Below are 20779 nucleotides of genomic sequence, written 5' to 3' on the forward strand. Positions count from 1 at the left end.
CGAGCGGGCTCCTACCGGGTTTGTCATTCGGGGCGGGGTTCTGACGGCGGCACCAGCGCGATTACCGTCCAGCCCGGCTTAGGCTCCAGCTCGCGCTTGGCCGACGCCACCCGCAGTGCGCCTTTTTCCTCCACGCCAAACATCAGCACGCTGTTCGAACCGTACTGCTCGATGAAATGCGGCCAGTCGAACGTGGTGCTTAGTTTGGTCGACTTGATGCGCCAGCCGTGCGCCAGCATTTCGGCGAAGCGGCCATGGGTCATCGCCTCGTCGAACAGCGGCGGCGCCAGCAGGCTGCCGACCAGCGCCGCGCGGTCGGTATTCTCCTGCGGCGTGAGGTTGCGCAGGCGATAGACCTTCGAGCGCCCGAACTCCTGCCGGTAATGCACGCAGGCCAGCGAGTTGCGCTCGCGATGGGTGGACACCGCGAGCAGCCGGCCGATGCCGGAGAGGTCGAGGCACCGTTCGGCATGCGGCGAAGCCGGGTTGCCGAAGAACGTGGCAAGCCCTTCCATCCTGGCCAGACGGATGCCGTCCCAGTCGTCATCGGCCAGCACCACGCGGAAGCCGGCCTCGTGCAGCGACGCGCCAATCGCACGGGCCACCGGATCGGAACCGAAGATCAGCACCCCGCGCGGCTCCGGCTCGGCCACCTTCAGCCAGATCGCCAGTGGCCGCGCGGTGGCGCTCTGCAGGATCACCGTACCGATGATCAGGGTGAACACCAGCGGCACCAGCGCCTCCGCGCCGGCCACGCCGAGCGCATCCAGGCGCAACGCGAACAGCGCCGAGACCGACGCCGCCACGATGCCGCGCGGCGCCACCCAGCCGATCAGCGCGCGCTCGCGCCAGGAAAGGCCGCTGCGGAAACTGGCGATGGCCACGGTCAGCGGCCGCACCAGGAATTGCGCGATCAGGAACAACGCGATACCCGCACCCAGCATGCCGTGCGGCAGTGGCCAGTGCAGCCGCGCCGCCAGCAGGATGAACAGCAGCGACACCAGCACCGTGGTGAGGCTTTCCTTGAAATCGAGGATGTCGTCGATATGCACGCCGCGCAGGTTGCCCAGCGCGATGCCCATGATCGTCACCGCCAGCAACCCCGACTCGTGGGTCAACGTATTCGACACGCTGAAGGCAAACAGCACCGCGGCCAGCACCGCATAGTTCTGCAGGTATTCCGGGATCAGCTGGCGGCGCAGGAAGAACGCCATCAGCCAGGCGGACAACGCGCCGATGCCCACGCCGCAGCCGATCGTGGCGATGAACACGCCAATGGTATGCCCCTCCTGGCGCGACACGATCGCCTCATAGATCAGCACCGCGAACAGCGCGCCCAGCGGGTCGATCACGATGCCTTCCCAGCGCAGCGTGTTGGCGATGCGCGCGTTGGGGCGCAGCGTGCGCAGCATCGGCGCGATCACCGTCGGCCCGGTCACGCAGGCCAACGCACCGAACAGCAGCGCGATCGGCCAGGCCAGCCCGGCAACGAGGTGCGCGGCCAGCGCCAGCAGCAGCAGCGAGGCCACCGCACCGTAGCTGACCAGCCCACGCACCGCCTTGCCAATCCCCGGCAGTTCATGGAAACGCAGGGTCAGGCTGCCCTCGAACAGGATCAGCGCCACCGCCAGCGACACGGTCGGAAACAGCAGGCCGCCCAGCAGCCGGTCCGGATCGAGCACGCCGCCGACCGGCCCCAGCACGATGCCGGCCAGCAGCAGGAACAGGATTGCGGGCAGCTTCACCCGCCATGCCAGCCACTGCGCCAGGAAGCCGATCATCAACATGCCGGCAAGCATCAGGCCCGGCTCGATCGCCATCGCAATCCTTGGACACCCTCGGGCCGCCATCGAAACACGCGACAGTGCGCGCGTCCAGCACCTGAAAAAAGTGAGGGGTGAGTGAAGAAGAGTGGGAAGTGAGTAAAGAGCAAAAGCGAGCGACGACGCGCCCCCTCTCTCGTTTCCCACTCCCCTTCATTCACTCCCGTTTCAAAACCGCCGGTACTGCAGCGCCTCGGCCAGGTGCTCGCGCTCCAGCAAGGCGGCGCCGCCATCGAGGTCGGCGATGGTGCGGGCCACCCGCAGCACGCGATGGTAGGCGCGGGCGGACAGGCCCAGCCGTTCCAGCGCCGACTCGAACCAGCGCCGCTCGGCCGGCCCCAGCGCGCAGTCGCGCTCCAGCTCGCGCGTGCTGATCTCGGCGTTCGGCCGGCCCGCGCGCATCAGCGACTGCCGGCGCGCCTTGAGCACGCGCGCACGCACCGTGGCGGAATCCTCGTCGCGTTCGTTGCGCGGCGCACCCAGTTCGGCCAACGGTACCGGCGGCACTTCCACGCACAGGTCGATGCGGTCGAGCAATGGCCCGGAAATGCGTGCGCGGTAGCGCTGGATCTGGTCCGGCGTGCACTGGCAGCGCGGGTCGCCGGCGTAGCCGCAGGGGCACGGATTCATCGCCGCCACCAGCTGGAACTGGGCGGGAAACGTCGACTGCCGCGCCGCCCGCGAGATCACGATATGGCCCGATTCCATCGGCTCGCGCAACACTTCCAGCACGTGCCGGCTGAACTCCGGCAACTCGTCCAGGAACAGTACGCCGTTGTGCGCCAGCGAGATCTCGCCCGGGCGCGGATACGGACCGCCGCCGACCAGCGCCACCGCCGACGCGGTGTGGTGCGGCGCGCGGAAGGGCCGCCGCCGCCAGTGCTCCGGATCGGTGACCTGCCCGGCCACCGACAGCACGGCGCAGGTTTCCAGCGCCTCCGATTCGGACAGCGGCGGCAGGATGCCGGGCAGGCGCTCGGCCAGCATGGTCTTGCCGGTGCCGGGCGGCCCTATCAGCAGCAGATGATGGCCGCCCACTGCGGTGATCTCCAGCGCGCGGCGCGCCTGCAGCTGGCCGCGCACGTCGGCCAGGTCCGGGCCGCCGTTGGCGCCGCCGTCGCTGGGAATGCCCACCGGCATCGACAGCTCATGCGCGCCGCGCAGCCAGCCGCACACCTCCGCCAGCGTGTCGGCCACCCGCACGTCCATGTCTGAAACCAGCGCCGCCTCGCTGGCGTTTGCGCGCGGCACCACCACGCGGCGGCCGCGGGTGCGTGCGCGCAGCAGCGCCGGCAGCACGCCGGACACGCCACGCAGGGAGCCGGTCAGGGCCAGCTCGCCGAGGAACTCGCAATCGTCCAGCTTCTCGCGCGGCACCTGCCCGCTGGCGGCGAGGATGCCCAGCGCGATCGGCAGGTCGAAACGGCCGCCATCCTTCGGCAGCTCGGCCGGCGCGAGGTTCACCGTGACGCGACGGCCGGGGTACTCGAAGGCGGTGTTCTGGATCGCCACCCGCACGCGGTCGCGCGCCTCGCGCACGGCGGCCTCGGGCAGGCCGACGATGCTGGTGCTTGGCAGGCCGCCGGAAAGGTGTACCTCGACCATCACCTGCGGTGCGGCGATCCCTTCCTGGGCGCGACTGAGGGTGACGGCAAGACTCATGCAACCCCGGACTGGCATTGCATGGGGGATCGGTCGCTGACAGGCACGGACATCTGGCGGCTCCATCAGCAGCGCTGGATAAATAACCGCCTCCGATCGTTCTCGGGGTGAGGGTGACGGATCGGAGGCGGCTCCCGGGAGGCGGTAGTCACTGACCCGCGCGGGCAGCCAGCGTGGCCTCCAATTCGGCCACGCGTCGCTCCAATTCGTCGACCTTGGCGCGGGTACGCGCCAGCACCTGGGACTGGACTTCGAATTCTTCGCGGGTGACCAGGTCGAGGCGGCGCAGTCCCTGCGCCAGAACATCCTGGAAGTTGGTTCGCAAATCCTGATGCGCCTGTGCCACCCCTGGCGGTACCAACGACACAAGTCGCAGGGCAATCTTGTCGATATCCTGCCTATCCATCATGGATAGCGCCTCGAACTCGTCGAGGTAAATACTAGGTGAATGGAAATCGGGCGCGCCATCGGTATGCTCCATCAAAAACTGTAGGGATTGTCCTACACGTGCCACGCGCGGCGCGACAATGATCCACCGTGCAGGCAAAATGCAGCCTCGACCCAACCGATACCTTTCAAGGAAGCCTCCATGAAGCTGGTCGTGGCGATCATCAAGCCGTTCAAGCTGGACGACGTGCGCGAAGCGCTGGCTGAGGTGGGCGTGCAGGGCGTCACGGTTACCGAGGTCAAGGGCTTCGGTCGCCAGAAGGGCCACACCGAACTGTATCGCGGCGCCGAGTACGTGGTCGATTTCCTGCCCAAGATCAAGCTGGAAGTCGCGGTGGTCGACGACCAGCTCGATCGGGTGATCGAGGCGATCCAGGCCTCCGCCCGCACCGGCAAGATCGGCGACGGCAAGATTTTCGTCAGCACGCTGGAACAGGTGATCCGCATCCGCACCGGCGAGCTGGATCACGACGCGCTGTAACCCCGCCGCCGCCCGCGCGGGCGCTCGCCGCAAACGCACGCACTCGACTCATGCACGAGTTGTTGGGCTGACCCTGCCCTGGCCACCCGATATGTTGTGGCGGTCGGTGCCCGACCAGATGCGACATCGGTCGGGCTTAAAAGGGAATCCCGGTGTAACTCCGGAACTGCCCCGCAGCGGTAAAGCGGAAACGAACGCGTCGAGGCCGGGCGAGGCGGGGCCGAGCAGGACAACATCTACCTGCAGCTGGGCCAGCCCTCCGCGATCAACCTGGCCCTGGGCGCCGGCAGCGCGTCGGCACGCACGCTGGGCGCGGTGACGGTGAGCGCCTCGACGCTGGTGCAGACCTTCACTTCCGAGAACAAGGGTCTCTCCACCAACATCTCGCAGCGCCAGCTGCAGGCTGCCCCGCAGGGCAATCGCTCGATCGACGACGTGATGCGGCTGAACCCGCGCGTGAGCGTGACCGACCAGGGCACCGGCGCGATCTCCGCCGCCGGCATGAACAACCGCTACAACAACATCGCGGTGGACGGCGTGAGGGCGCGACCACCGAGCCCCTGCGGGCGGCCGATGCCCTTGATCGTTTCAATCCGCGCGCCCGTGAGGGCGCGACCCACCTTCATCTTCGGGTTGCGCTTCCACAGGTCACGTTTCAATCCGCGCGCCCGTGAGGGCGCGACATGACCTGCTGCTCGACTGGTGCTACTCCAACGAGTTTCAATCCGCGCGCCCGTGAGGGCGCGACTCTCAAGCACCGGCGCCAGCCACAGCGGGATGTTGTTTCAATCCGCGCGCCCGTGAGGGCGCGACCTGAACGGCGGGGTAAAAACCAAGAGCCTGGGCGTGTTTCAATCCGCGCGCCCGTGAGGGCGCGACTGTTTATCCGGCTCGGCAAAGGTCAACTGACCATTGTTTCAATCCGCGCGCCCGTGAGGGCGCGACCCGGCCGCGGTGGCGCCGGCTGGCACCATCGACGTGTTTCAATCCGCGCGCCCGTGAGGGCGCGACGCCGCACACCATGCCTTTCCGGTGATGTCTGACACGTTTCAATCCGCGCGCCCGTGAGGGCGCGACTCGTTTCCATCGTCGCCGGCCACGCCGCGAACGACGTTTCAATCCGCGCGCCCGTGAGGGCGCGACGGCAGCATTGCTCGCCATGGTCAAGGCCATGGGCGAGTTTCAATCCGCGCGCCCGTGAGGGCGCGACCTTCCGACCGTGAGTGCAGGCAACGTGCAGACCGCCGTTTCAATCCGCGCGCCCGTGAGGGCGCGACAAGATCCTCTACAACGCGTACATCTCGCTGAACCGTTTCAATCCGCGCGCCCGTGAGGGCGCGACCTGCTTGGCCATCAGCCGTGCAACCAGGTGTAGTCGTTTCAATCCGCGCGCCCGTGAGGGCGCGACGCGACGACGGCTGGGCCAGCCTGACGCTCAGCGAGTTTCAATCCGCGCGCCCGTGAGGGCGCGACGCGGGAGCCGCGACCATCGCGACGACGAGGGCGAAGTTTCAATCCGCGCGCCCGTGAGGGCGCGACGGGAACGATCTGCCGGATCTACTCCGGCAAAGGCGTTTCAATCCGCGCGCCCGTGAGGGCGCGACTGAGTGACTGGCTGGATTTGTGCGAGCCGATGGTGTTTCAATCCGCGCGCCCGTGAGGGCGCGACCGCATGGGTGAAGAAGCTCATGCCGCCGATGCACTGGTTTCAATCCGCGCGCCCGTGAGGGCGCGACGGCCGTCGGCAAGAACTTCCCGACGATCACCGACCGTTTCAATCCGCGCGCCCGTGAGGGCGCGACAAGTGCGCTACATGGGCCTGGTCGAGAAGGAAAAGTTTCAATCCGCGCGCCCGTGAGGGCGCGACGTCCTGAATGCGCTTCAAGGACTTTTGCCGTTGGAGTTTCAATCCGCGCGCCCGTGAGGGCGCGACGCGCCGTGAACGTCGGCGAAAAGTGGGACTACGAGTTTCAATCCGCGCGCCCGTGAGGGCGCGACCACAGCTGGGCTCACCACGTCGCGCAGGCCCGCGCCGTTTCAATCCGCGCGCCCGTGAGGGCGCGACCGGGGTAGCCGCCGCAACTCACGCTTGCCGTGCTGGTTTCAATCCGCGCGCCCGTGAGGGCGCGACGTGCTTGGTCGGCCACTACCGTCGAGACTTCATCGTTTCAATCCGCGCGCCCGTGAGGGCGCGACCTCGTCAGCGAACTGGCCTGCGCCCTGCAGGAAGCGTTTCAATCCGCGCGCCCGTGAGGGCGCGACTCGTACCATCAAAAGTCAAGGGGTCTCGTACCATGTTTCAATCCGCGCGCCCGTGAGGGCGCGACGCGGGGTCTGCGAGGTTGTTAATAGCTTGTTAAGAGTTTCAATCCGCGCGCCCGTGAGGGCGCGACCATGGCCAAGTCCAAGTTCTTCCGCATCGCAGTCGTTTCAATCCGCGCGCCCGTGAGGGCGCGACCGTGGAAAGGTGTGCAGAACATCGCCGCTACCTATGTTTCAATCCGCGCGCCCGTGAGGGCGCGACCCTCGACCGCCTGGCGGCACGCGCAATCGGTGGCGTTTCAATCCGCGCGCCCGTGAGGGCGCGACCCATGATTTCGGTGTATGGCTGTGCCGCATGGGTCGGGTTTCAATCCGCGCGCCCGTGAGGGCGCGACGATGGCGAGACCGATGAGGCGACGCTGGAAGTGGCGTTTCAATCCGCGCGCCCGTGAGGGCGCGACCATCCGAGTGTAAGTTGTTGTGTCCGTTCGTCCCAGCCCGTTTCTAGCGCGAACTCGCGTACTGCCGACTCAAGGTCCGCGCCAAGAACCAGCAGAAACCGCCCAATGCCCGCAGAAACAATGTGTTGGCTTCCCGCGAACCTGTCTAGGTTTCGCCGGACACTTGAGGTTCGCGTCAGTAGATTAACGGCGCTTTGAAGTCGACCGCTGGCTTAGCTCCGACGTGCTCGACCTTGCCTTGCCACTTCGCGCCAAGATGATAGAAGCGGAGGTTGTCGACGCTGGGATCGATTAGGTCACAAAGGCGCCGCCGCAGGACTACCCACTGCGCGGGCTCGATCTCTACTTCAAACACGGAGTATTGAACTCGCTGACCAAGATCACGACAGGCCTTGGCAATCTTGCGTAGCCGCTTCTCGCCCTCGGGCGAAATCGTGCTGACGTCGTAGCTGACCAAGATCATCATGGCTTCGGCTCCGACTGCCTATTTCCAAAGAAATGGAGGATAACCGTCGAGATCGCCGCGCAGGTGTCGTGCCAGCAATTGCGCTTGCACGAAAGGCAACAAACCGATGTCGACCCTCTCATCCAGAAAGTCGTGTTGAAGTTGTTCCCTTTTGCGCTCCTGATAGGCGATGAGCGCCGTCTTGCGAGCATCGTCCTTCAACAAAACGGCTCCGTTGTCGAAGGTCTGGAAGTCTCGCTCGTTCAACTGCCTCCGGTTGATGAGCGAAAGCGCAAGTCGTTCACCAAGTAGGGGACGGAACTCTTCGGCAAGATCGAGCGCGAGGCTTGCCCGGCCTGGACGGTCGCGATGAAGAAAACCAACAGCAGGGTCCAGTCCGACGGATTCCAGTGCCGAACGGCAATCGTGGGTCAACAGGGTATAGAAAAACGACAGCAAGGCGTTGAACGCGTCGCGAGGCGGTCGCCGGTTGCGGCCGCCGAAACCGAGCAACGGTGATTCTGCGCGCACGAGCTGGCCGAATACGCCGAAATAGGCCTGCGCCGCCTCGCCCTCCAGGCCGCGAAGCAGGTCAATGTCGCTTTCCTGCAAAAGCCGGTGAGGGATGCGTTTGAGACGCTTCAATGCGTGCTGGAAGCCCGGCACATCGGTGAGGTTCGCGCCGTGATCGCGCCAACCGCGTGCCAACACCGCACGTTGGTTGTGGATCTTTCCGACAAGCAGGTTGCGAACGATGGCCGCGCAAGGCCCCGGCTCGTCGCTGGCGCGGTACTGGGCACGGCGAAGCAGCACATTGCCCGACACTGGCCCCTCCACACGCGCTAGAAAGCGCCCTTGCGGCGTCAGGTAACTGATGGTTACGCCTCGCTCACAGCAGAAACCCAGAAGCTGCGGCGACACCCCGACGCGCCCGATGCAAACAAGGCTTTCCAGCATGTGTGCAGGCAACCTCGCGCGCTCTTCGCGCTCAACCTCAAGCACGATATTGGCGCCATCCTTGCGCAACCAGGCGCCCTCGGTGGTGACGTAGAGCGTATTGAGCTGTCGACGCACTTCAGCCCTCCTCATCTTCGAGCTGGCGGCGCAACCATGCTTCGATACTGCGCCGCACCAGCAAGCGCGGCCGACACGCGTCAATCAGCGAGCAACGGTCGCAAAGTTTTGGCTCGTAGGTAGCTGTTGGGGTTTTCCCGGAAGCCAGCATGCGCCGTATATCGTCGATGGCCTGACGGGTCAGCTCGCGCAAGACTGTATCGAAGGCTACCTCCTGCCGACGACGCGTTTGCCCATAGAACAGGGCACCTGCCACGACCGGGGTGCCCAGCATGGCCTCCAGGCATAGTGCCTGAGCGCACAACTGCACTTCATCGGCGCGATGCGCCTTGGGCTTGCCTCGCTTGTACTCGACGGGGAAGGCGCGCTCACCGGCCTCGCTGACATGAAACTCGACCATATCAGCCTTGCCGGTAATGCCCAGCTCTAGCGAAAGCAATGGCATGGCGGTCACGGTGCGCACGCCGCGCCGCCGCTCGGCCTTCGGCTTGTCTGCTCGCAGGTGCAACAACCGACCTTCGGCCGTCTGGCGGTTCTCGGCCCATTGCTGTTCCAGATGAATCAGCGCGCACTGCCGCGGGCAGTACAGGTAGTGCTGGAGGGCGGAGATGGGGATGAGGTCGTCGTCTTCCATCGTCCGCCCTCATTCACTCAGACCAACCGGGTGAGCGTCACGCCAACAGGCAGGTCGGCATCGTTCACGGCCACCGTGTAATCAGCGAAGCTGCGTGGAATCTCGGCGTTCTTGCTCACTTGTATCCGCTCGAACAAGGCATGTGCAGGTGCATTTCCGAGCTCGGACTCATGCTTGAACACGTACAAGCCGCGGGTGGCCATTTCGCCGCGCGCGGCAGAGCGGTCATGCTCAAACATCTGGACGAGTGCCTGCCACAGCAGCTCCAGGTCGTCCCGCGAGAAGCCGGTTTGCTTGGCGAGGAAGCTGGATACGAAACCGTGCGCCATATAGAGGCCATAGGGCACGGTGTGTTTGCGGCCCATGGTGCGGTTATCGCCGTCCTGCTTCTCGGCCTCGGCCTCAGTCGCTACCGCCATACGCGTGATCGAATGCTCCTGCGCAATGATCGGATCGGCCGAGCGGGCAAAGGTGAGTTGCACCGGGCCGCGGACCTGGCCGCAATTGACGCCAGTGGACATCACCGCGCCAAAAGTGCGTACGTCGAAGAAGTTCTGACACATCCAGGCGCGGGCCTGGCTCACCGCCTCGCCTCCTTTGCGCTTTTTGTCGTCACCTTTCAACAGCTCCGCCTTGCCGATGCCTTCATAGGCGCGTTCATGCGTCTTGTTGAGGACTGCCTTTTCCTTGACGTAGATTTCGTATGGCGCGGCATCGCCCTTCACCAGACCAACAAAATTGCGCACCTTGCGCTTGAGCGAAACATCGGTGACCAAGCCGTGCCCCGTCTCCGCATCCAGTCGCGGCAGGTTGCCGGCATCTGGGTCACCATTGGGGTTGCCATCCCTCACCTCGAAAAGCAGGACGAAGTCGTAACGGTTGGAAAGGCTCATTGGGATTCCTCCTGATTCCTGGTTTCGGATTTGGTGAAGAAGGCTTGGCGCTGGTGGTAATAACCGAGCGCAAAGCGTGCCTGATCGGCCAGCGACAGCACGCGCGGCGGGAAACTCTCGACCTCGAAGCCCCCCATGATGTCACCGATCAATTTCTCGCGGGCAACAGCCAAGCCGCGGGCGAGCTTGCCAAGGTGGTGTTTGGACAGGCGCAGCAGAGTGGAGAACACCCCGGCCGGTGTGCTGGATGCCGCGCCGTAGTAGCGGTCGCGGATGGTGGCGTTGAGGCCGGGGCTGGCGTCTTCCTGGATTTTCTCCAGTGCGGCAAACAGCCGACCAAGCCGGTAGCCCGGATTGGTGTTGTCGGGATCGAGCATGGGCAGGAACTCCTTCTCGTGGCTTCGGCGGAAGCGGATCTGACGATTGAGGCAGGCCTTGATGGCGGCGGCACGGGCATATGTCACCTGCTGCTCAGCGCGACAGCGCATGACGGCCTGATTGAGCATGGTGACTGGGTATGACAAACCATTGAGGATGGCGCGCATCGCCTCGCCACCGAGGTTAGGCGGGATGTTGTCGGCCTTGTTCAACAGCGCCACGCCTGTCAGTAGACGGAACAACGACAGGTAGCGAGGTTCGTAGTCGGCGTGGACGACCTCGATATCGTCGAAGTGCTGCTTGATGCATCGCGCCAACTCCAACGCCGTGGCCGTCTCCCAGAACCGGATGCTGATTCGGGCCGCATTCGGTGCAAGGCCAAGCACATGAAAACGCGTCTCCGGTCCGCCTTTGGCGAACTTACCGGACTGGACGGCGGTATACAGCGCGCCTACAACTCGTGTATTTCGATCCGGATCATCCTTGGGCGGGTCACCAAACAGATCGGACAGCGCATTTTCGAGCCCGTGCGATTCCTCTGCCCAGAATACGGTGGACGCGTCACCAACTTGAATGCGCTGCGACGATGACAGCAGATGATTCAGGGCAGTGGTGTAAGCGAAGGATGCTTGAATACTGACCGGCGCGTTCTCGCCGTTGCGCTCCCGCTTGCCGTATGACTCGAACGCCCTGGCATTGAAGGAGACGATATTGCAGCCTGCCGGCTGGCCACCCCACACACCCTTGATGACGGACTCGTTCGGCGCAATGGGTACGCCAGCAACCCCCGTGACAAGACAGTTGCCAAGCAGTGAACTTTCGAACCGGCTTGAGGCCAGCGCCGATTCATAGGCCAAGCGAACCGCTGGCCGATGATGCACGTCCTCCACATCACCCATCAGGCGAAAGGTCAGTACGGGATCACGCTTCTCAAAGTCGTCGCGCGCACCGAAGCGGTCAATCAGTGTGCTTGCACTTGCCGGCTCCGCTTGCAAACCGCGACAAAAGCGCCCGACCGCTTCGATACCCGCATCATCCAAGCTCGGCAGCCAGGCTTCCAGCGTGTCGATGAAGCTCGCCAACTTGGCAGCACCCCTGTTGCCTGTACCGAATGCGAAGCTGGCATTGTCCCACAGCAAGTTAGCGTCCTTGCCGCTATTCGTGTGCTTCATTGCCTGCTTGCCGATCGCCGTGACAAGCCTTTCGGACGGAACCGTTTTGCCTTTCTTGATCTCGCCGATTGGCTCCAGATTGACGCATTCGCCTTGGGCATTGAGGATGACGACGTAATCGACACCTCGCCGCACCCAGCCCACTCGCGGCAGACTCTCGGAACGTTCGTAGTAGCGATTCAGTGCTTGCAGAATCATCCCCGCACCTCCTCATTGTCCCAACTCGGCACGTTGACGACACCCCGATCCATCTGCGCACGGAAGAACCGCGGCTGCGGGTCGGCAGCATTGGCGAAATCCAGATCGTGCAGCATGAAGCCGAGCTCGCGTGTTTCCGCGATGGCAGCCGGCTCGGCCTCGGGGTGTTCGATCATCCGAAAGGCCGCCGCGAACTCCCGGCAGCCGAGATAGGGTTGGTTGACGCACTGCCCCTTGCCAGCCCGCCGCTCGAACATCTGCTGGTACTTCGCCGGGTTGGCCTGCGGGTCGCGCGCCGGCAGGAACTCCAGGTCGGCGTGGACGCGGTAAGCCACGTCGCGGAGGAACAGTCCGGCGCGCTGCTGGCGGTCGTCCTCGATATAGATGCCCAACTCGCCCTTGCCCGCCCTCATCGCGGCCTCGACGTTGCGGGTCGAAACCACGCTGGCCACTTCATTGCGGCGCAGGTTGATCCAACGAATCGGCCGCAGCACTTCGATCTTGCGTACATGCCAGCGGATTGCCGGCTTCCACAGGACGGCCTCGTAGCAAGCGCGCGCGGCGGACGGGGTCATCACGTCGTAGCTCACACGTTCCACCTTCATCTCGGGTCGCGTGAAGCAGGCGTAGGGACCAGATAGCTCCAGACAATAGGCTTTCACGGTTAATTCCCCCAAATGGTGTCCTGTGGTCGAAGCAGGATCGGCTCCGGATTCAAGCCGGTCTCGGGATCGTATAGCCACTCGCTCACTTGCACGTACAAGCCCGGGAGGAGGCCTTCGATGTCGCCACGCGCCAGCAATGCCAGCGCCTGCCCCCGGCGCAGACTGACGGTATAGCGTTGCAACTTCCGCATCAGCCAGCGTTGCGGACCATCCTGCTTCAGTCTGCCCAGCAATCCGTCTATTTCGCCATTTTGACCGTTCTTGCCGCGGTAACGCACGACAATCGGCAGACTGTCCTCATCGTCGATGAGCTTGAAGCATTCGGCAGCGGATCGAAACTCAACTGCCAAGTCATCGGCTGACAGCTTTTTATTCGCCATAAAAAGCTTGTCGCAGATACCGGCCTTGTCCAACTGGCAGCCGTGATACAGCCGCTCGAAATAGGCGGCAAATTTTGCTCTTGTGAAGGGCACATCCGGTATGTCGTGCAGCACGTCGCGGCTGGCGTTTTCGCCTTGGCGCAGCAACCCGGGTGGAGCCTGTTTGGGCGGCACGAGTACAACTACTTTGCCCTTGCCGTCGAGCCGCCCCTCGCGATTGCAGCGGCCCGCCGCCTGCGCCATGGAATCCAACCCGGCCAGCGCGCGATAGACGACCGGAAAGTCCACGTCCACGCCGGCCTCGACCAGCTGCGTACTGACAACGCGGGTTGTCGTACCGACCTTGAGCCGCATCTTGATGTCTTCAATGACCTGTGAGCGGTGCGCGCCGCACATCAGAGCCGACAGGTGCAGCGTACCTCGCGGCATGGCCTCCCACAGCGCACGCGCGTCATTGCGAGTGTTGACGATGGCGAGCACGGAATCGTGTGCAGCAAGCGTTTCAGCGAGCTTCGGCCAGTCCGTTGCCTGGTGCCAGTCGCGGGGAAGCTGCACGGTGACACGCTCCAGCGCGGCGTACAGCGCATCGGGCTCGGCGATGATCTCGCGCACCTTGTCGAGGCCGCGCAGGCTCTGTCGCGCATCGAAGTATTGGCGGCTGGCCAGTGCCGGTTGCGTGGCAGTGGAAAGCACTACGCTGGCACCGTAGTGCCGAGTCAGTAGGTTCAGCACATCCAGAATGGGCTGCAAAAACTCTGGCGGCAGCAACTGTGCCTCGTCCAGCACGATGACGGCATCGACGATGTTGTGCAGCTTGCGGCAACGCGAGGTGCGCGACGCAAACAGCGACTCGAAGAACTGCACGTTGGTGGTGACGACGATGGGCGCATCCCAGTTCTCGCATGCAAGGCGCGAGGCCGCGGTTTCGTCGCCAGGCGAAGATTCCGCATTGCTGTGATGCTCGATCACGGCTTCGCCAAAAATGTCGCGGAACACATCGGCGGTCTGCTCAATGATACTGGTGTAAGGAATCACGTGGACGATGCGGCGCTTGCCGTGCAACCGCGCGTGCTCCAGCGCAAAGGCCATGCCGGAAAGCGTCTTGCCACCGCCGGTCGGTACCGTCAGCGAGAACAGGCCGGGATCGCGCGCAGCAGCCGCACGGCATTGCCGCAGGATATCGGCACGCAATCTATTGACCGGGGTGGCCGCGGCGCTAATGGACAGCTTCGCCATGTGCGCGTCGAACAAAGTCGCCAGATTGCCCAGCGGCGGCCAGGTGTTTCGAGACGCGAACTTGTCCGGATCCATGTAGCGCTCGGTATCCAGAAAGTCCGCATCGACCAGTGCCGAAAACAGCATGCGTACCCACAGCGCAAAGCCGTCCTTTCCACCGGGAACGTTCCCGAGACTGGCCTTGAAATCTCCAGCATCGAGAATATCCGCAGGCGGATGTTCGGCCAGCGACTCGACCAGCTCTGCGCGGCTTTGAGGGTTTTCAAACCGCTCACGAAGACCCCCAAACCAATCATCCAGGCCCGCATGGTGACCGGCAATCAGATAAGCCAACACTCTACCAGCCACGCCAAAACGCTCCAGTGCCAGTAGAGCCCCCGCCGTGGAATGCGGCGCCTTGCCGGCCTCGCCCTTGATATGGGCATCCGCCTCGAAACCACTGGCAAGACGGATGTAGCGCTGGAATCGCGACCGGAACTTGCCGAGGTCGTGCCATCGCCCAGCGATGCGCGCCCATTCCAAGCCAAAATGCACTGCAAAGCCAGCAGCGAGATCGCCGACACTTTCCAAGTGATCGACCAAATCATGCGGCGCTCGCCAGTTGCCAGTAGCATCGTGGGCGGCATGAGCTATCGGGTGAGGCTTGTCCATGATGCCACCCTGCATTTTGCCAATCTCAAAAGCTGCGACGGATTCATCCGGGTCTAGGCAGACCGAACAACTTTAACCCGCGGTCGTCGAGTTGGTGATGCCGAAAAGCACGAAGGCCGGGATTCTCACCCCGGCCTTCATTTTGCCTTCGATCAACTTGGCGGCTCAGCGCCAGGGCCATGCCTTCAGCTGGTACTCGTGCGGCGGGGTGTTGCCGGCGAGGTACTGCACGAAGTAATCCCAGCGCCGGCGGGTGGCGTAGGGCGTGGATTCGGCGTAGCCGTGGTGGGCGTTCGGGATGATCAGCAAATCGAAATTGCGGTTTGCCTTGATCAGCGCGTCGGCCACCAGCAGGGTCTGATACGGCGGCACGTTGTCGTCCATGTTGCCGTGTACGAGCATCAGGCGGCCCTTGAGGTTCTTGGCGAAGCTCTGGTTGGCCTGGGCGTCGTAGTTGCTCTTGCCGTCCTTGTCGATGACCAGCAGGCCCTGCCACTTCTCGGCCCAGTCGTCCTCGTAGTTGCGGTTGTCGTGGTTGCCGCTCTCGGCCCAGCCGACCTTGAAGAAATCCGGATAGTGGAACATCGCCGCCGCGGTGGCGTTGCCACCGCCGGAATGACCCCAGATGCCGACGCGGTCGAGATCGATCCATGGATACTGCTTGCCGAGTTCCTTGATGCCCAGTACCTGGTCCGGCAGCGTGTTGTCCTCGATGTGCTCGAAGTAGGCGTCGTGGAACGCCTTGGAGCGCCACGGCGTGCCCATGCCGTCGAGCGCGATCACGATGAAGCCCAGCTCGGCCATCGCCTGGTGGTCGGCGCGCGCGGAGGAGAAGCTGCGTCCCCGCACCGAACCGGTCTGCGGGCCGGGGTAGATGTAGTCGATGATCGGGTATTTCTTCGACGCATCGAAGTGCGTCGGCTTGAACATCATGCCGTACAGATCGGTCTTGCCGTCGCGGCCCTTCACCGTGAACGGGATCGGCGGCACCCAACCCGCAGCCTTCAGGCGCGTGATGTCGGCGACGGCTACGCTGGTCAGCGTGCGGCCGCCCTGCGCATCGCGCAGCACGGTGACCGGCGGCGTGGTCGGGGTGGAGTACACATCGACGAAGGCCTTGCCGTCCGGCGACAGCGTCACCGCGTGGTCGGCCGCCTCCGGCGTCAGCAGCACCGGCTTGCCGCCGTCCAGGCCCACCTTGAAGAACTGCTGGTAGTACGGGTTCACACCCGCGGTGCGGCCGACGCCGCGGAACCACACGGTGCGCATCTTCGGATCGAGCTTCAGTACCTCGGTGACATTGCCGTCACCACTGGTGATCGCGCGCTTGAGCTTGCCGGTAGTGAGATCGTACAGATACAGATGGCCCCAGTTGGTGCGCTCGGAGAACCAGATCGCCTCTTGGGTTTCCGGCAGATAGCGCCAGTTCACCGCGCCGTTGCCACTTTCGTAATACGTCGGCACCACTTCCTCGAACACCGTGCGCACCTTGCCGGTGGCGGCATCGGCGATGCGGAACCACTCGTGCTTGTGGTCGCGCGAGGTGGAGACGAAGGCCAGCGTCTTGCCGTCCGCCGCCCACTTCACGTCGTCCCAGCCACCGTCGGGGCCGCAGCTGGCGTCATCGCACAGGGTGGAGCGGTGCTGGTCGGGCGGCATCTTGAGGCGCGTGACCTTCTTCGCGGCGACATCGATGATCACGCGCTCGATCATCGTCACGTCCTTGTCGCCGACCAGCGGGTACTTCCACTTTTCCAGCTTCGGGTGGCCGACGTTGGTGCCGACCAGGTACATCTCGCCGGTCTTGCGCTGATCCTGCTGGAAGGTGGCGATCCGCTTCGAATCCGGCGACCACTCCACGATCGCGTTGTCGGTGTGCTTCCAGCCGGCGTTGTCGGTGGCGTAGCCGAAGTCCTCCACGCCGTCGGTGGTGAGCTGGGTTTCCTTGCCGCTGGCGACGTCGCGCAGCCACAGGTTCCAGTCGCGGATGAACGCCTCGCTCTGCTTGTCCGGCGACAGCGCGCCCGGCTCCTTGCCGGTCTTCACCAGCGTGGCGCGATCGACGCAGCTCGCCTCGACCGCGGCGAGGTCGCATACATAATGCTTGCTGCGCACGGCGACATCGATCTTCCCGTCCGGCCGCGCCTCGTAGCCGGTGACCGACAGTTTCGCCGCATCGGCGGGCTTGCCGTCGGCCTTGCCCAGCGCGGCGGCCAGCTTCGCCTGGTCGAACAGTGGCGTGGTCTTGCCGCTGGCCGTGTCCATCCGCATGAAGTGGTCGCCATTGGCGTCGTGGTCGACGTACCAGAAGTGGCCGTCGTCCAGCCACGTGACCTTCTGCACCGCGTGGTCGACCAGCGGCACGGTGTTGTAGCTCATGAAGCGCTCCGCCCGCGCGTAGTCGTCGGCGCTCAGCGTGCGCGTCTGCGCTGCGACGCCGGCCGACAAGACGCCCAGGACCAGCGCGCCAAGCACGCGCAAACTGCCGGTTTTCAAACTCATGCTGCGTTTCCCCTGCGAAAGCGTATTTCTGCGGTTGCCGGCCCTGGCGCGGACTCCACTCGACCACCCGATGCTAGCGCGGGCATGACCAATGGCACCCCTGCCATTGGTCCCGATCCGGTCCGATACGCCGACGCATGGACGACCGCGCCCTGCGCTTGACGCGCAGGCGCCGGCCATCGCACGCTGCGCCCTCCGTATTCCCGGAGTCGCGTCATGCCGCAGCGCCTCAGAGTCATCGGCAACTACCTCTCACCCTACGTGCGCAAGGTGCTGGTGTGCCTGGAGCTGAAGGGGCTGGAATACGAGATCGACCCGATCGCGCCGTTCGTCGGCAACGACGAATTCACCCGGCTCAGCCCGCTGCGCCGCATCCCGGTGCTGATCGACGGCGGACTGGAGCTCAACGACTCCTCGGTGATCTGCCAGTACCTGGAGGATCGGCAGCCCACGCCCTCGCTCTACCCACGCGACATCGCCGACCGCGCCCGCGCCCGCTGGCTGGAGGAATACGCCGACACGCGGCTGGCCGATGGGCTGGTCTGGCGGCTGTTCAACCAGCTGGCGATCAAGCGCCACGTCTTCGGCGAGACGCCCAACGAGGCGGTGGTGCAGCATGCGCGCGAGGTGGAGATCCCCGCCGCGCTCAACTACCTGGAACAGCAACTGCCCGAGGACGGCTTCGTGTTCGGCTCGCTGTCGATCGCCGACATCAGCATCGCCAGCTTCTTCCGCACCGCCGCGTTCGTGCACTACGCGATCGACGCCGCACGCTGGCCGCTGACCGCCGCGCTGGTGGCGCAGGTGCAGGCGCTGCCGGTGTTCCAGAAGCTGGCCGCCCTGGAGGACTGCATGCTGCGCCTGCCGCTGGCCGAGCAGCGCGGTGCCCTGCTCGCCGCCGGCGCGCCGCTGACCAGCGACACGCTCGGCACCAGCACGCCACGCCCCGGGCCGCCGCGCGCATCGTAGGGGCGCTTCGGGCTTCAGCGCTGCCGGCGGTCAGCTCCACCAGCTAGTCGACGAACACCCGCAGCCGGGCCGGCATCTGCCGTTGCTGCGGAGCATTTATCCGACTGCCGTCACCGCGCACCATGCGTCCACCTTTACCCACCGGAGCCACCCCATGCAGACCCGAACGCTCGGCAATAATGGTCCCAAGGTCTCCGCCCTCGGTCTCGGCTGCATGGGCATGAGCGCGTTCTACGGCGCCCACGATGACACCGAATCCATCGTCACCATCCACCACGCACTCGACCGCGGCCTCACCCTGCTCGACACCGCCGACATGTACGGCCCGCACACCAACGAAGTGCTGCTGGGCAAGGCGCTCAAGGGGCGGCGCGAACAGGCCTTCGTGGCCACCAAGTTCGGCATCGTGCTCGACCCGAACGACCCATCCGCACGTGGCGTCAACGGCCGCCCGGCCTACGTGCACGCCGCCTGCGATGCGAGCCTGAAGCGCCTTGGCATCGACACCATCGACCTGTATTACCAGCACCGCGTGGACCCGCACGTGCCGATCGAGGAAACCGTCGGCGCGATGGCCGAACTGGTCGCCTCCGGCAAGGTGCGTTATCTCGGCCTGAGCGAGGCCTCCGGCGCCACCCTGGAGCGCGCCTGCAAGGTGCATCCAATCGCCGCGCTGCAGAGTGGGTTCTCGCTGTGGACGCGCGATCCGCAGAGCAACGGCATGCTCGGCGCCTGCCGCCGACTCGGCGTCAGCCTGGTCGCCTACTCACCGCTGGGCCGCGGCTTCCTCACCGGCGCGATCCGCTCGCCGGACGACTTCGACGCCGACGACTTCCGGCGCCACAGCCCGCGCTTCATGGGCGACAACTTCGCGCGCAACCTGCGGCTGGTCGAGCAGGTGAAGACGCTCGCCGCCGGCAAGGGCTGCTCGCCCGCGCAGCTGGCGCTGGCCTGGGTGCTGGCGCAGGGCGACGATGTGCTGGCGATCCCCGGCACGCGCAAGCGCAGCCGGCTGGACGAGAACCTGGGCGCGCTCGACGTGCGACTCAGCGTCGCCGAACTGGAGGCGATCGACGCCGTGTTCCCGCTCGACGCCGCCAGCGGCGGGCGCTACGCCGACGAAGGCATGCGGATGGTCAACGCGTGAGGCTGGGGAATATGGAATCGACAGAGCCGTAGGAGCCCGCTCGCGGGCGATGCTTTTGCTTCTGCGAATCCCGGCTTTCAACAGACGAAGGTCTGGTCATCCCGGCTCTCAACAGACGAACGTCTGGTCATCCCGGCCTCAAAAGCATCGCCCGCGAGCGGGCTCCTACAGGGGCGGCGGAGTAAACTTTGCGGATGAGCAGCCCCGAACACTCTCCGCTCGGCAAGGACACCGTCTACGCCGACCGCTACGACCCCAGCCTGCTGTTCCCGATCCCGCGTGCGGACAAGCGCGCCGAACTCGGCATCGCCGAGTCGCTGCCGTTCCACGGCGTGGACATCTGGAATGCCTACGAACTGTCGTGGCTCGACCTGCGCGGCAAGCCGCAGGTGGCGCTGGCCGAGTTCCGCGTGCCGGCGGCGTCGCCGCACATCATCGAATCGAAATCGTTCAAGCTGTACCTGAACGGCTTCGCGCAGGAACGCATCGCCGATGCCACCACCCTCGCCGCCACCCTGGCGCGCGACCTCTCCGCCGCGGCTGGCGCGGTGGTCGGCGTGCAGTTGCGCGACGTGCGCGCCGACGCGCTGCCGGTGGTCGAGCTGGACGGGCTGCTGCTCGACGGGCAGGACATCGCCATCGACCACTACGGCCCGCCGGACGCCGGCTTCCTGCAGGCCGACCGCACCGCGACGCCGGTGGCCGAAACCCTGCTCTCGCACCTGCTGCGCTCGAACTGCCCGGTCACCGGCCAACCCGACTGGGGCAGCGTGCAGATCGCCTACCGCGGCGCGCCGATCGACCACGCCGGGCTGCTGCGCTACCTGGTCTCGTTCCGCACCCACAACGAATTCCACGAGCAGTGCGTGGAGCGCATCTTCGTCGACCTGATCCGCCGCTGCGCGCCACAGCAGCTCAGCGTGCACGCGCGCTATACCCGCCGCGGCGGGCTGGACATCAACCCGTTCCGCAGCAGCGCGCCGGCCACCCCCGGCAACCCGCGCACGGTGCGCCAGTAGGCCGCCAGCGCGTTGACGCCGCGTGAACGCCGCCGGTAATCGGCGCTTCAGATCGGCCGCGCTAGCCTCGTTTTTGACCACCGGCCACGGGCCGGCATCGACAGCGGAGTTCCCATGACCCGATCCATGTATTCCGTCGCGCTGTACGGCACCCTCCTGACCGGCCTGCTGCTCGGCGGCTGCGGCAAGAACGCACCGGCCCCCGCCAGTGCACCGGCCCCGGCCAGCACCGCACCGGCTGCCACCACGTCCGCGCCGCCGCCAGCCGCCGCCAGCACGG

General features: G+C 65.2%; 16 protein-coding genes, 1 CRISPR repeat array and 1 riboswitch. Of the genes, 4 read left to right on the plus strand and 12 right to left on the minus strand.

Annotated elements, in window-relative coordinates; genetic code table 11:
* Positions 1 to 23: 23 nt before the first annotated feature.
* From UUA_RS12890 to UUA_RS12900, 3 genes are all read right to left on the minus strand, one after another.
* On the minus strand, positions 24 to 1820 hold the full coding sequence (locus UUA_RS12890; RefSeq protein WP_008437564.1) for a cation:proton antiporter: 1797 nt from the start codon (positions 1818 to 1820) through the stop codon (positions 24 to 26).
* 171 nt (positions 1821 to 1991) lie between these two features.
* Positions 1992 to 3485 carry a YifB family Mg chelatase-like AAA ATPase gene (locus tag UUA_RS12895; RefSeq protein ID WP_081491568.1) on the minus strand — a complete coding sequence of 498 codons (1494 nt, stop codon included), beginning with the start codon at positions 3483 to 3485 and terminating at the stop codon, positions 1992 to 1994.
* Positions 3486 to 3633: 148 nt separating this feature from the next.
* Positions 3634 to 3894 carry an accessory factor UbiK family protein gene (locus tag UUA_RS12900; protein WP_039954022.1) on the minus strand — a complete coding sequence of 87 codons (261 nt, stop codon included), beginning with the start codon at positions 3892 to 3894 and terminating at the stop codon, positions 3634 to 3636.
* 180 nt (positions 3895 to 4074) lie between these two features.
* Between UUA_RS12900 and glnK the strand changes: the two genes are divergently transcribed.
* Complete coding sequence (glnK, locus tag UUA_RS12905; protein ID WP_008437572.1) at positions 4075 to 4413, plus strand: P-II family nitrogen regulator; 339 nt, start codon at positions 4075 to 4077, stop codon at positions 4411 to 4413.
* An 87-nt stretch (positions 4414 to 4500) separates the two neighbouring features.
* Positions 4501 to 4671: riboswitch (cobalamin riboswitch) on the plus strand.
* Here the strand turns inward: glnK and UUA_RS20240 are convergent.
* The 9 genes from UUA_RS20240 to UUA_RS12955 form a co-directional block, all read right to left on the minus strand.
* Positions 4650 to 4778 carry a hypothetical protein gene (locus UUA_RS20240; protein WP_268793800.1) on the minus strand — a complete coding sequence of 43 codons (129 nt, stop codon included), beginning with the start codon at positions 4776 to 4778 and terminating at the stop codon, positions 4650 to 4652. It overlaps the preceding riboswitch by 22 nt.
* A gap of 220 nt (positions 4779 to 4998) precedes the next feature.
* Positions 4999 to 7136: a CRISPR direct-repeat array (repeat unit 31 nt; unit sequence GTTTCAATCCGCGCGCCCGTGAGGGCGCGAC).
* Between the two features lie 175 nt (positions 7137 to 7311).
* Positions 7312 to 7602: a CRISPR-associated endonuclease Cas2 gene (gene cas2 / locus UUA_RS12915; RefSeq protein WP_008437577.1), complete on the minus strand. Its 291-nt coding sequence runs from the start codon at positions 7600 to 7602 to the stop codon at positions 7312 to 7314.
* Positions 7603 to 7620: 18 nt separating this feature from the next.
* Positions 7621 to 8655: a type I-C CRISPR-associated endonuclease Cas1c gene (gene cas1c, locus UUA_RS12920; RefSeq protein ID WP_008437578.1), complete on the minus strand. Its 1035-nt coding sequence runs from the start codon at positions 8653 to 8655 to the stop codon at positions 7621 to 7623.
* Position 8656: 1 nt separating this feature from the next.
* Positions 8657 to 9289, minus strand: a complete 633-nt coding sequence (gene cas4, locus UUA_RS12925) for a CRISPR-associated protein Cas4 (RefSeq protein ID WP_008437579.1) — start codon at positions 9287 to 9289, stop codon at positions 8657 to 8659.
* A 17-nt stretch (positions 9290 to 9306) separates the two neighbouring features.
* Positions 9307 to 10182 (minus strand): type I-C CRISPR-associated protein Cas7/Csd2, encoded by an 876-nt coding sequence (cas7c, locus tag UUA_RS12930; protein ID WP_008437581.1) that lies wholly within the window; start codon positions 10180 to 10182, stop codon positions 9307 to 9309.
* Positions 10179 to 11930 carry a type I-C CRISPR-associated protein Cas8c/Csd1 gene (gene cas8c, locus UUA_RS12935; RefSeq protein ID WP_008437583.1) on the minus strand — a complete coding sequence of 584 codons (1752 nt, stop codon included), beginning with the start codon at positions 11928 to 11930 and terminating at the stop codon, positions 10179 to 10181. Before cas8c ends, cas7c begins: the two co-directional genes overlap by 4 nt.
* Positions 11927 to 12592 carry a type I-C CRISPR-associated protein Cas5c gene (gene cas5c / locus UUA_RS12940; protein ID WP_039954019.1) on the minus strand — a complete coding sequence of 222 codons (666 nt, stop codon included), beginning with the start codon at positions 12590 to 12592 and terminating at the stop codon, positions 11927 to 11929. The genes cas8c and cas5c overlap by 4 nt, the downstream gene beginning before the upstream one ends.
* A 2-nt stretch (positions 12593 to 12594) precedes the next feature.
* Positions 12595 to 14862, minus strand: a complete 2268-nt coding sequence (locus tag UUA_RS12945) for a CRISPR-associated helicase/endonuclease Cas3 (protein WP_050981887.1) — start codon at positions 14860 to 14862, stop codon at positions 12595 to 12597.
* A 165-nt stretch (positions 14863 to 15027) separates the two neighbouring features.
* Entirely contained in the window at positions 15028 to 17364 is a 2337-nt protein-coding gene (locus UUA_RS12955) for a S9 family peptidase (RefSeq protein WP_008437590.1), read from the minus strand.
* A 216-nt stretch (positions 17365 to 17580) separates the two neighbouring features.
* Here UUA_RS12955 and UUA_RS12960 point away from each other — a divergent pair, with 216 nt between their 5' ends.
* The 3 genes from UUA_RS12960 (at position 17581) to queF (ending at position 20499) form a co-directional block, all read left to right on the plus strand.
* Positions 17581 to 18333, plus strand: coding sequence for a glutathione S-transferase family protein (locus tag UUA_RS12960; RefSeq protein ID WP_008437591.1), 753 nt, complete (start codon positions 17581 to 17583; stop codon positions 18331 to 18333).
* Between the two features lie 154 nt (positions 18334 to 18487).
* Positions 18488 to 19480, plus strand: coding sequence for an aldo/keto reductase (locus UUA_RS12965; protein ID WP_008437593.1), 993 nt, complete (start codon positions 18488 to 18490; stop codon positions 19478 to 19480).
* Positions 19481 to 19674: 194 nt separating this feature from the next.
* Positions 19675 to 20499, plus strand: a complete 825-nt coding sequence (gene queF / locus UUA_RS12970; RefSeq protein ID WP_008437595.1) for an NADPH-dependent 7-cyano-7-deazaguanine reductase QueF — start codon at positions 19675 to 19677, stop codon at positions 20497 to 20499.
* The last annotated feature ends 280 nt before the right edge of the window (positions 20500 to 20779 follow it).

This window comes from Rhodanobacter thiooxydans LCS2 (assembly GCF_000264375.1).
In the GTDB taxonomy this organism is placed as follows: Bacteria; Pseudomonadota; Gammaproteobacteria; order Xanthomonadales; family Rhodanobacteraceae; genus Rhodanobacter; species Rhodanobacter thiooxydans.

What these genes read in the sequence shown, in the direction of transcription:
- UUA_RS12890 (WP_008437564.1), bottom strand. Translation starts at nt 1,820, where the DNA reads ATGGCGATCGAGCCGGGCCTGATGCTTGCCGGCATGTTGATGATCGGC.
- UUA_RS12895 (WP_081491568.1), bottom strand. Translation starts at nt 3,485, where the DNA reads ATGAGTCTTGCCGTCACCCTCAGTCGCGCCCAGGAAGGGATCGCCGCA.
- UUA_RS12900 (WP_039954022.1), bottom strand. Translation starts at nt 3,894, where the DNA reads ATGATGGATAGGCAGGATATCGACAAGATTGCCCTGCGACTTGTGTCG.
- glnK (WP_008437572.1), top strand. Translation starts at nt 4,075, where the DNA reads ATGAAGCTGGTCGTGGCGATCATCAAGCCGTTCAAGCTGGACGACGTG.
- cas2 (WP_008437577.1), bottom strand. Translation starts at nt 7,602, where the DNA reads ATGATGATCTTGGTCAGCTACGACGTCAGCACGATTTCGCCCGAGGGC.
- cas4 (WP_008437579.1), bottom strand. Translation starts at nt 9,289, where the DNA reads ATGGAAGACGACGACCTCATCCCCATCTCCGCCCTCCAGCACTACCTG.
- cas7c (WP_008437581.1), bottom strand. Translation starts at nt 10,182, where the DNA reads ATGAGCCTTTCCAACCGTTACGACTTCGTCCTGCTTTTCGAGGTGAGG.
- cas8c (WP_008437583.1), bottom strand. Translation starts at nt 11,930, where the DNA reads ATGATTCTGCAAGCACTGAATCGCTACTACGAACGTTCCGAGAGTCTG.
- UUA_RS12945 (WP_050981887.1), bottom strand. Translation starts at nt 14,862, where the DNA reads ATGGACAAGCCTCACCCGATAGCTCATGCCGCCCACGATGCTACTGGC.
- UUA_RS12955 (WP_008437590.1), bottom strand. Translation starts at nt 17,364, where the DNA reads ATGAGTTTGAAAACCGGCAGTTTGCGCGTGCTTGGCGCGCTGGTCCTG.
- UUA_RS12960 (WP_008437591.1), top strand. Translation starts at nt 17,581, where the DNA reads ATGCCGCAGCGCCTCAGAGTCATCGGCAACTACCTCTCACCCTACGTG.
- UUA_RS12965 (WP_008437593.1), top strand. Translation starts at nt 18,488, where the DNA reads ATGCAGACCCGAACGCTCGGCAATAATGGTCCCAAGGTCTCCGCCCTC.
- queF (WP_008437595.1), top strand. Translation starts at nt 19,675, where the DNA reads ATGAGCAGCCCCGAACACTCTCCGCTCGGCAAGGACACCGTCTACGCC.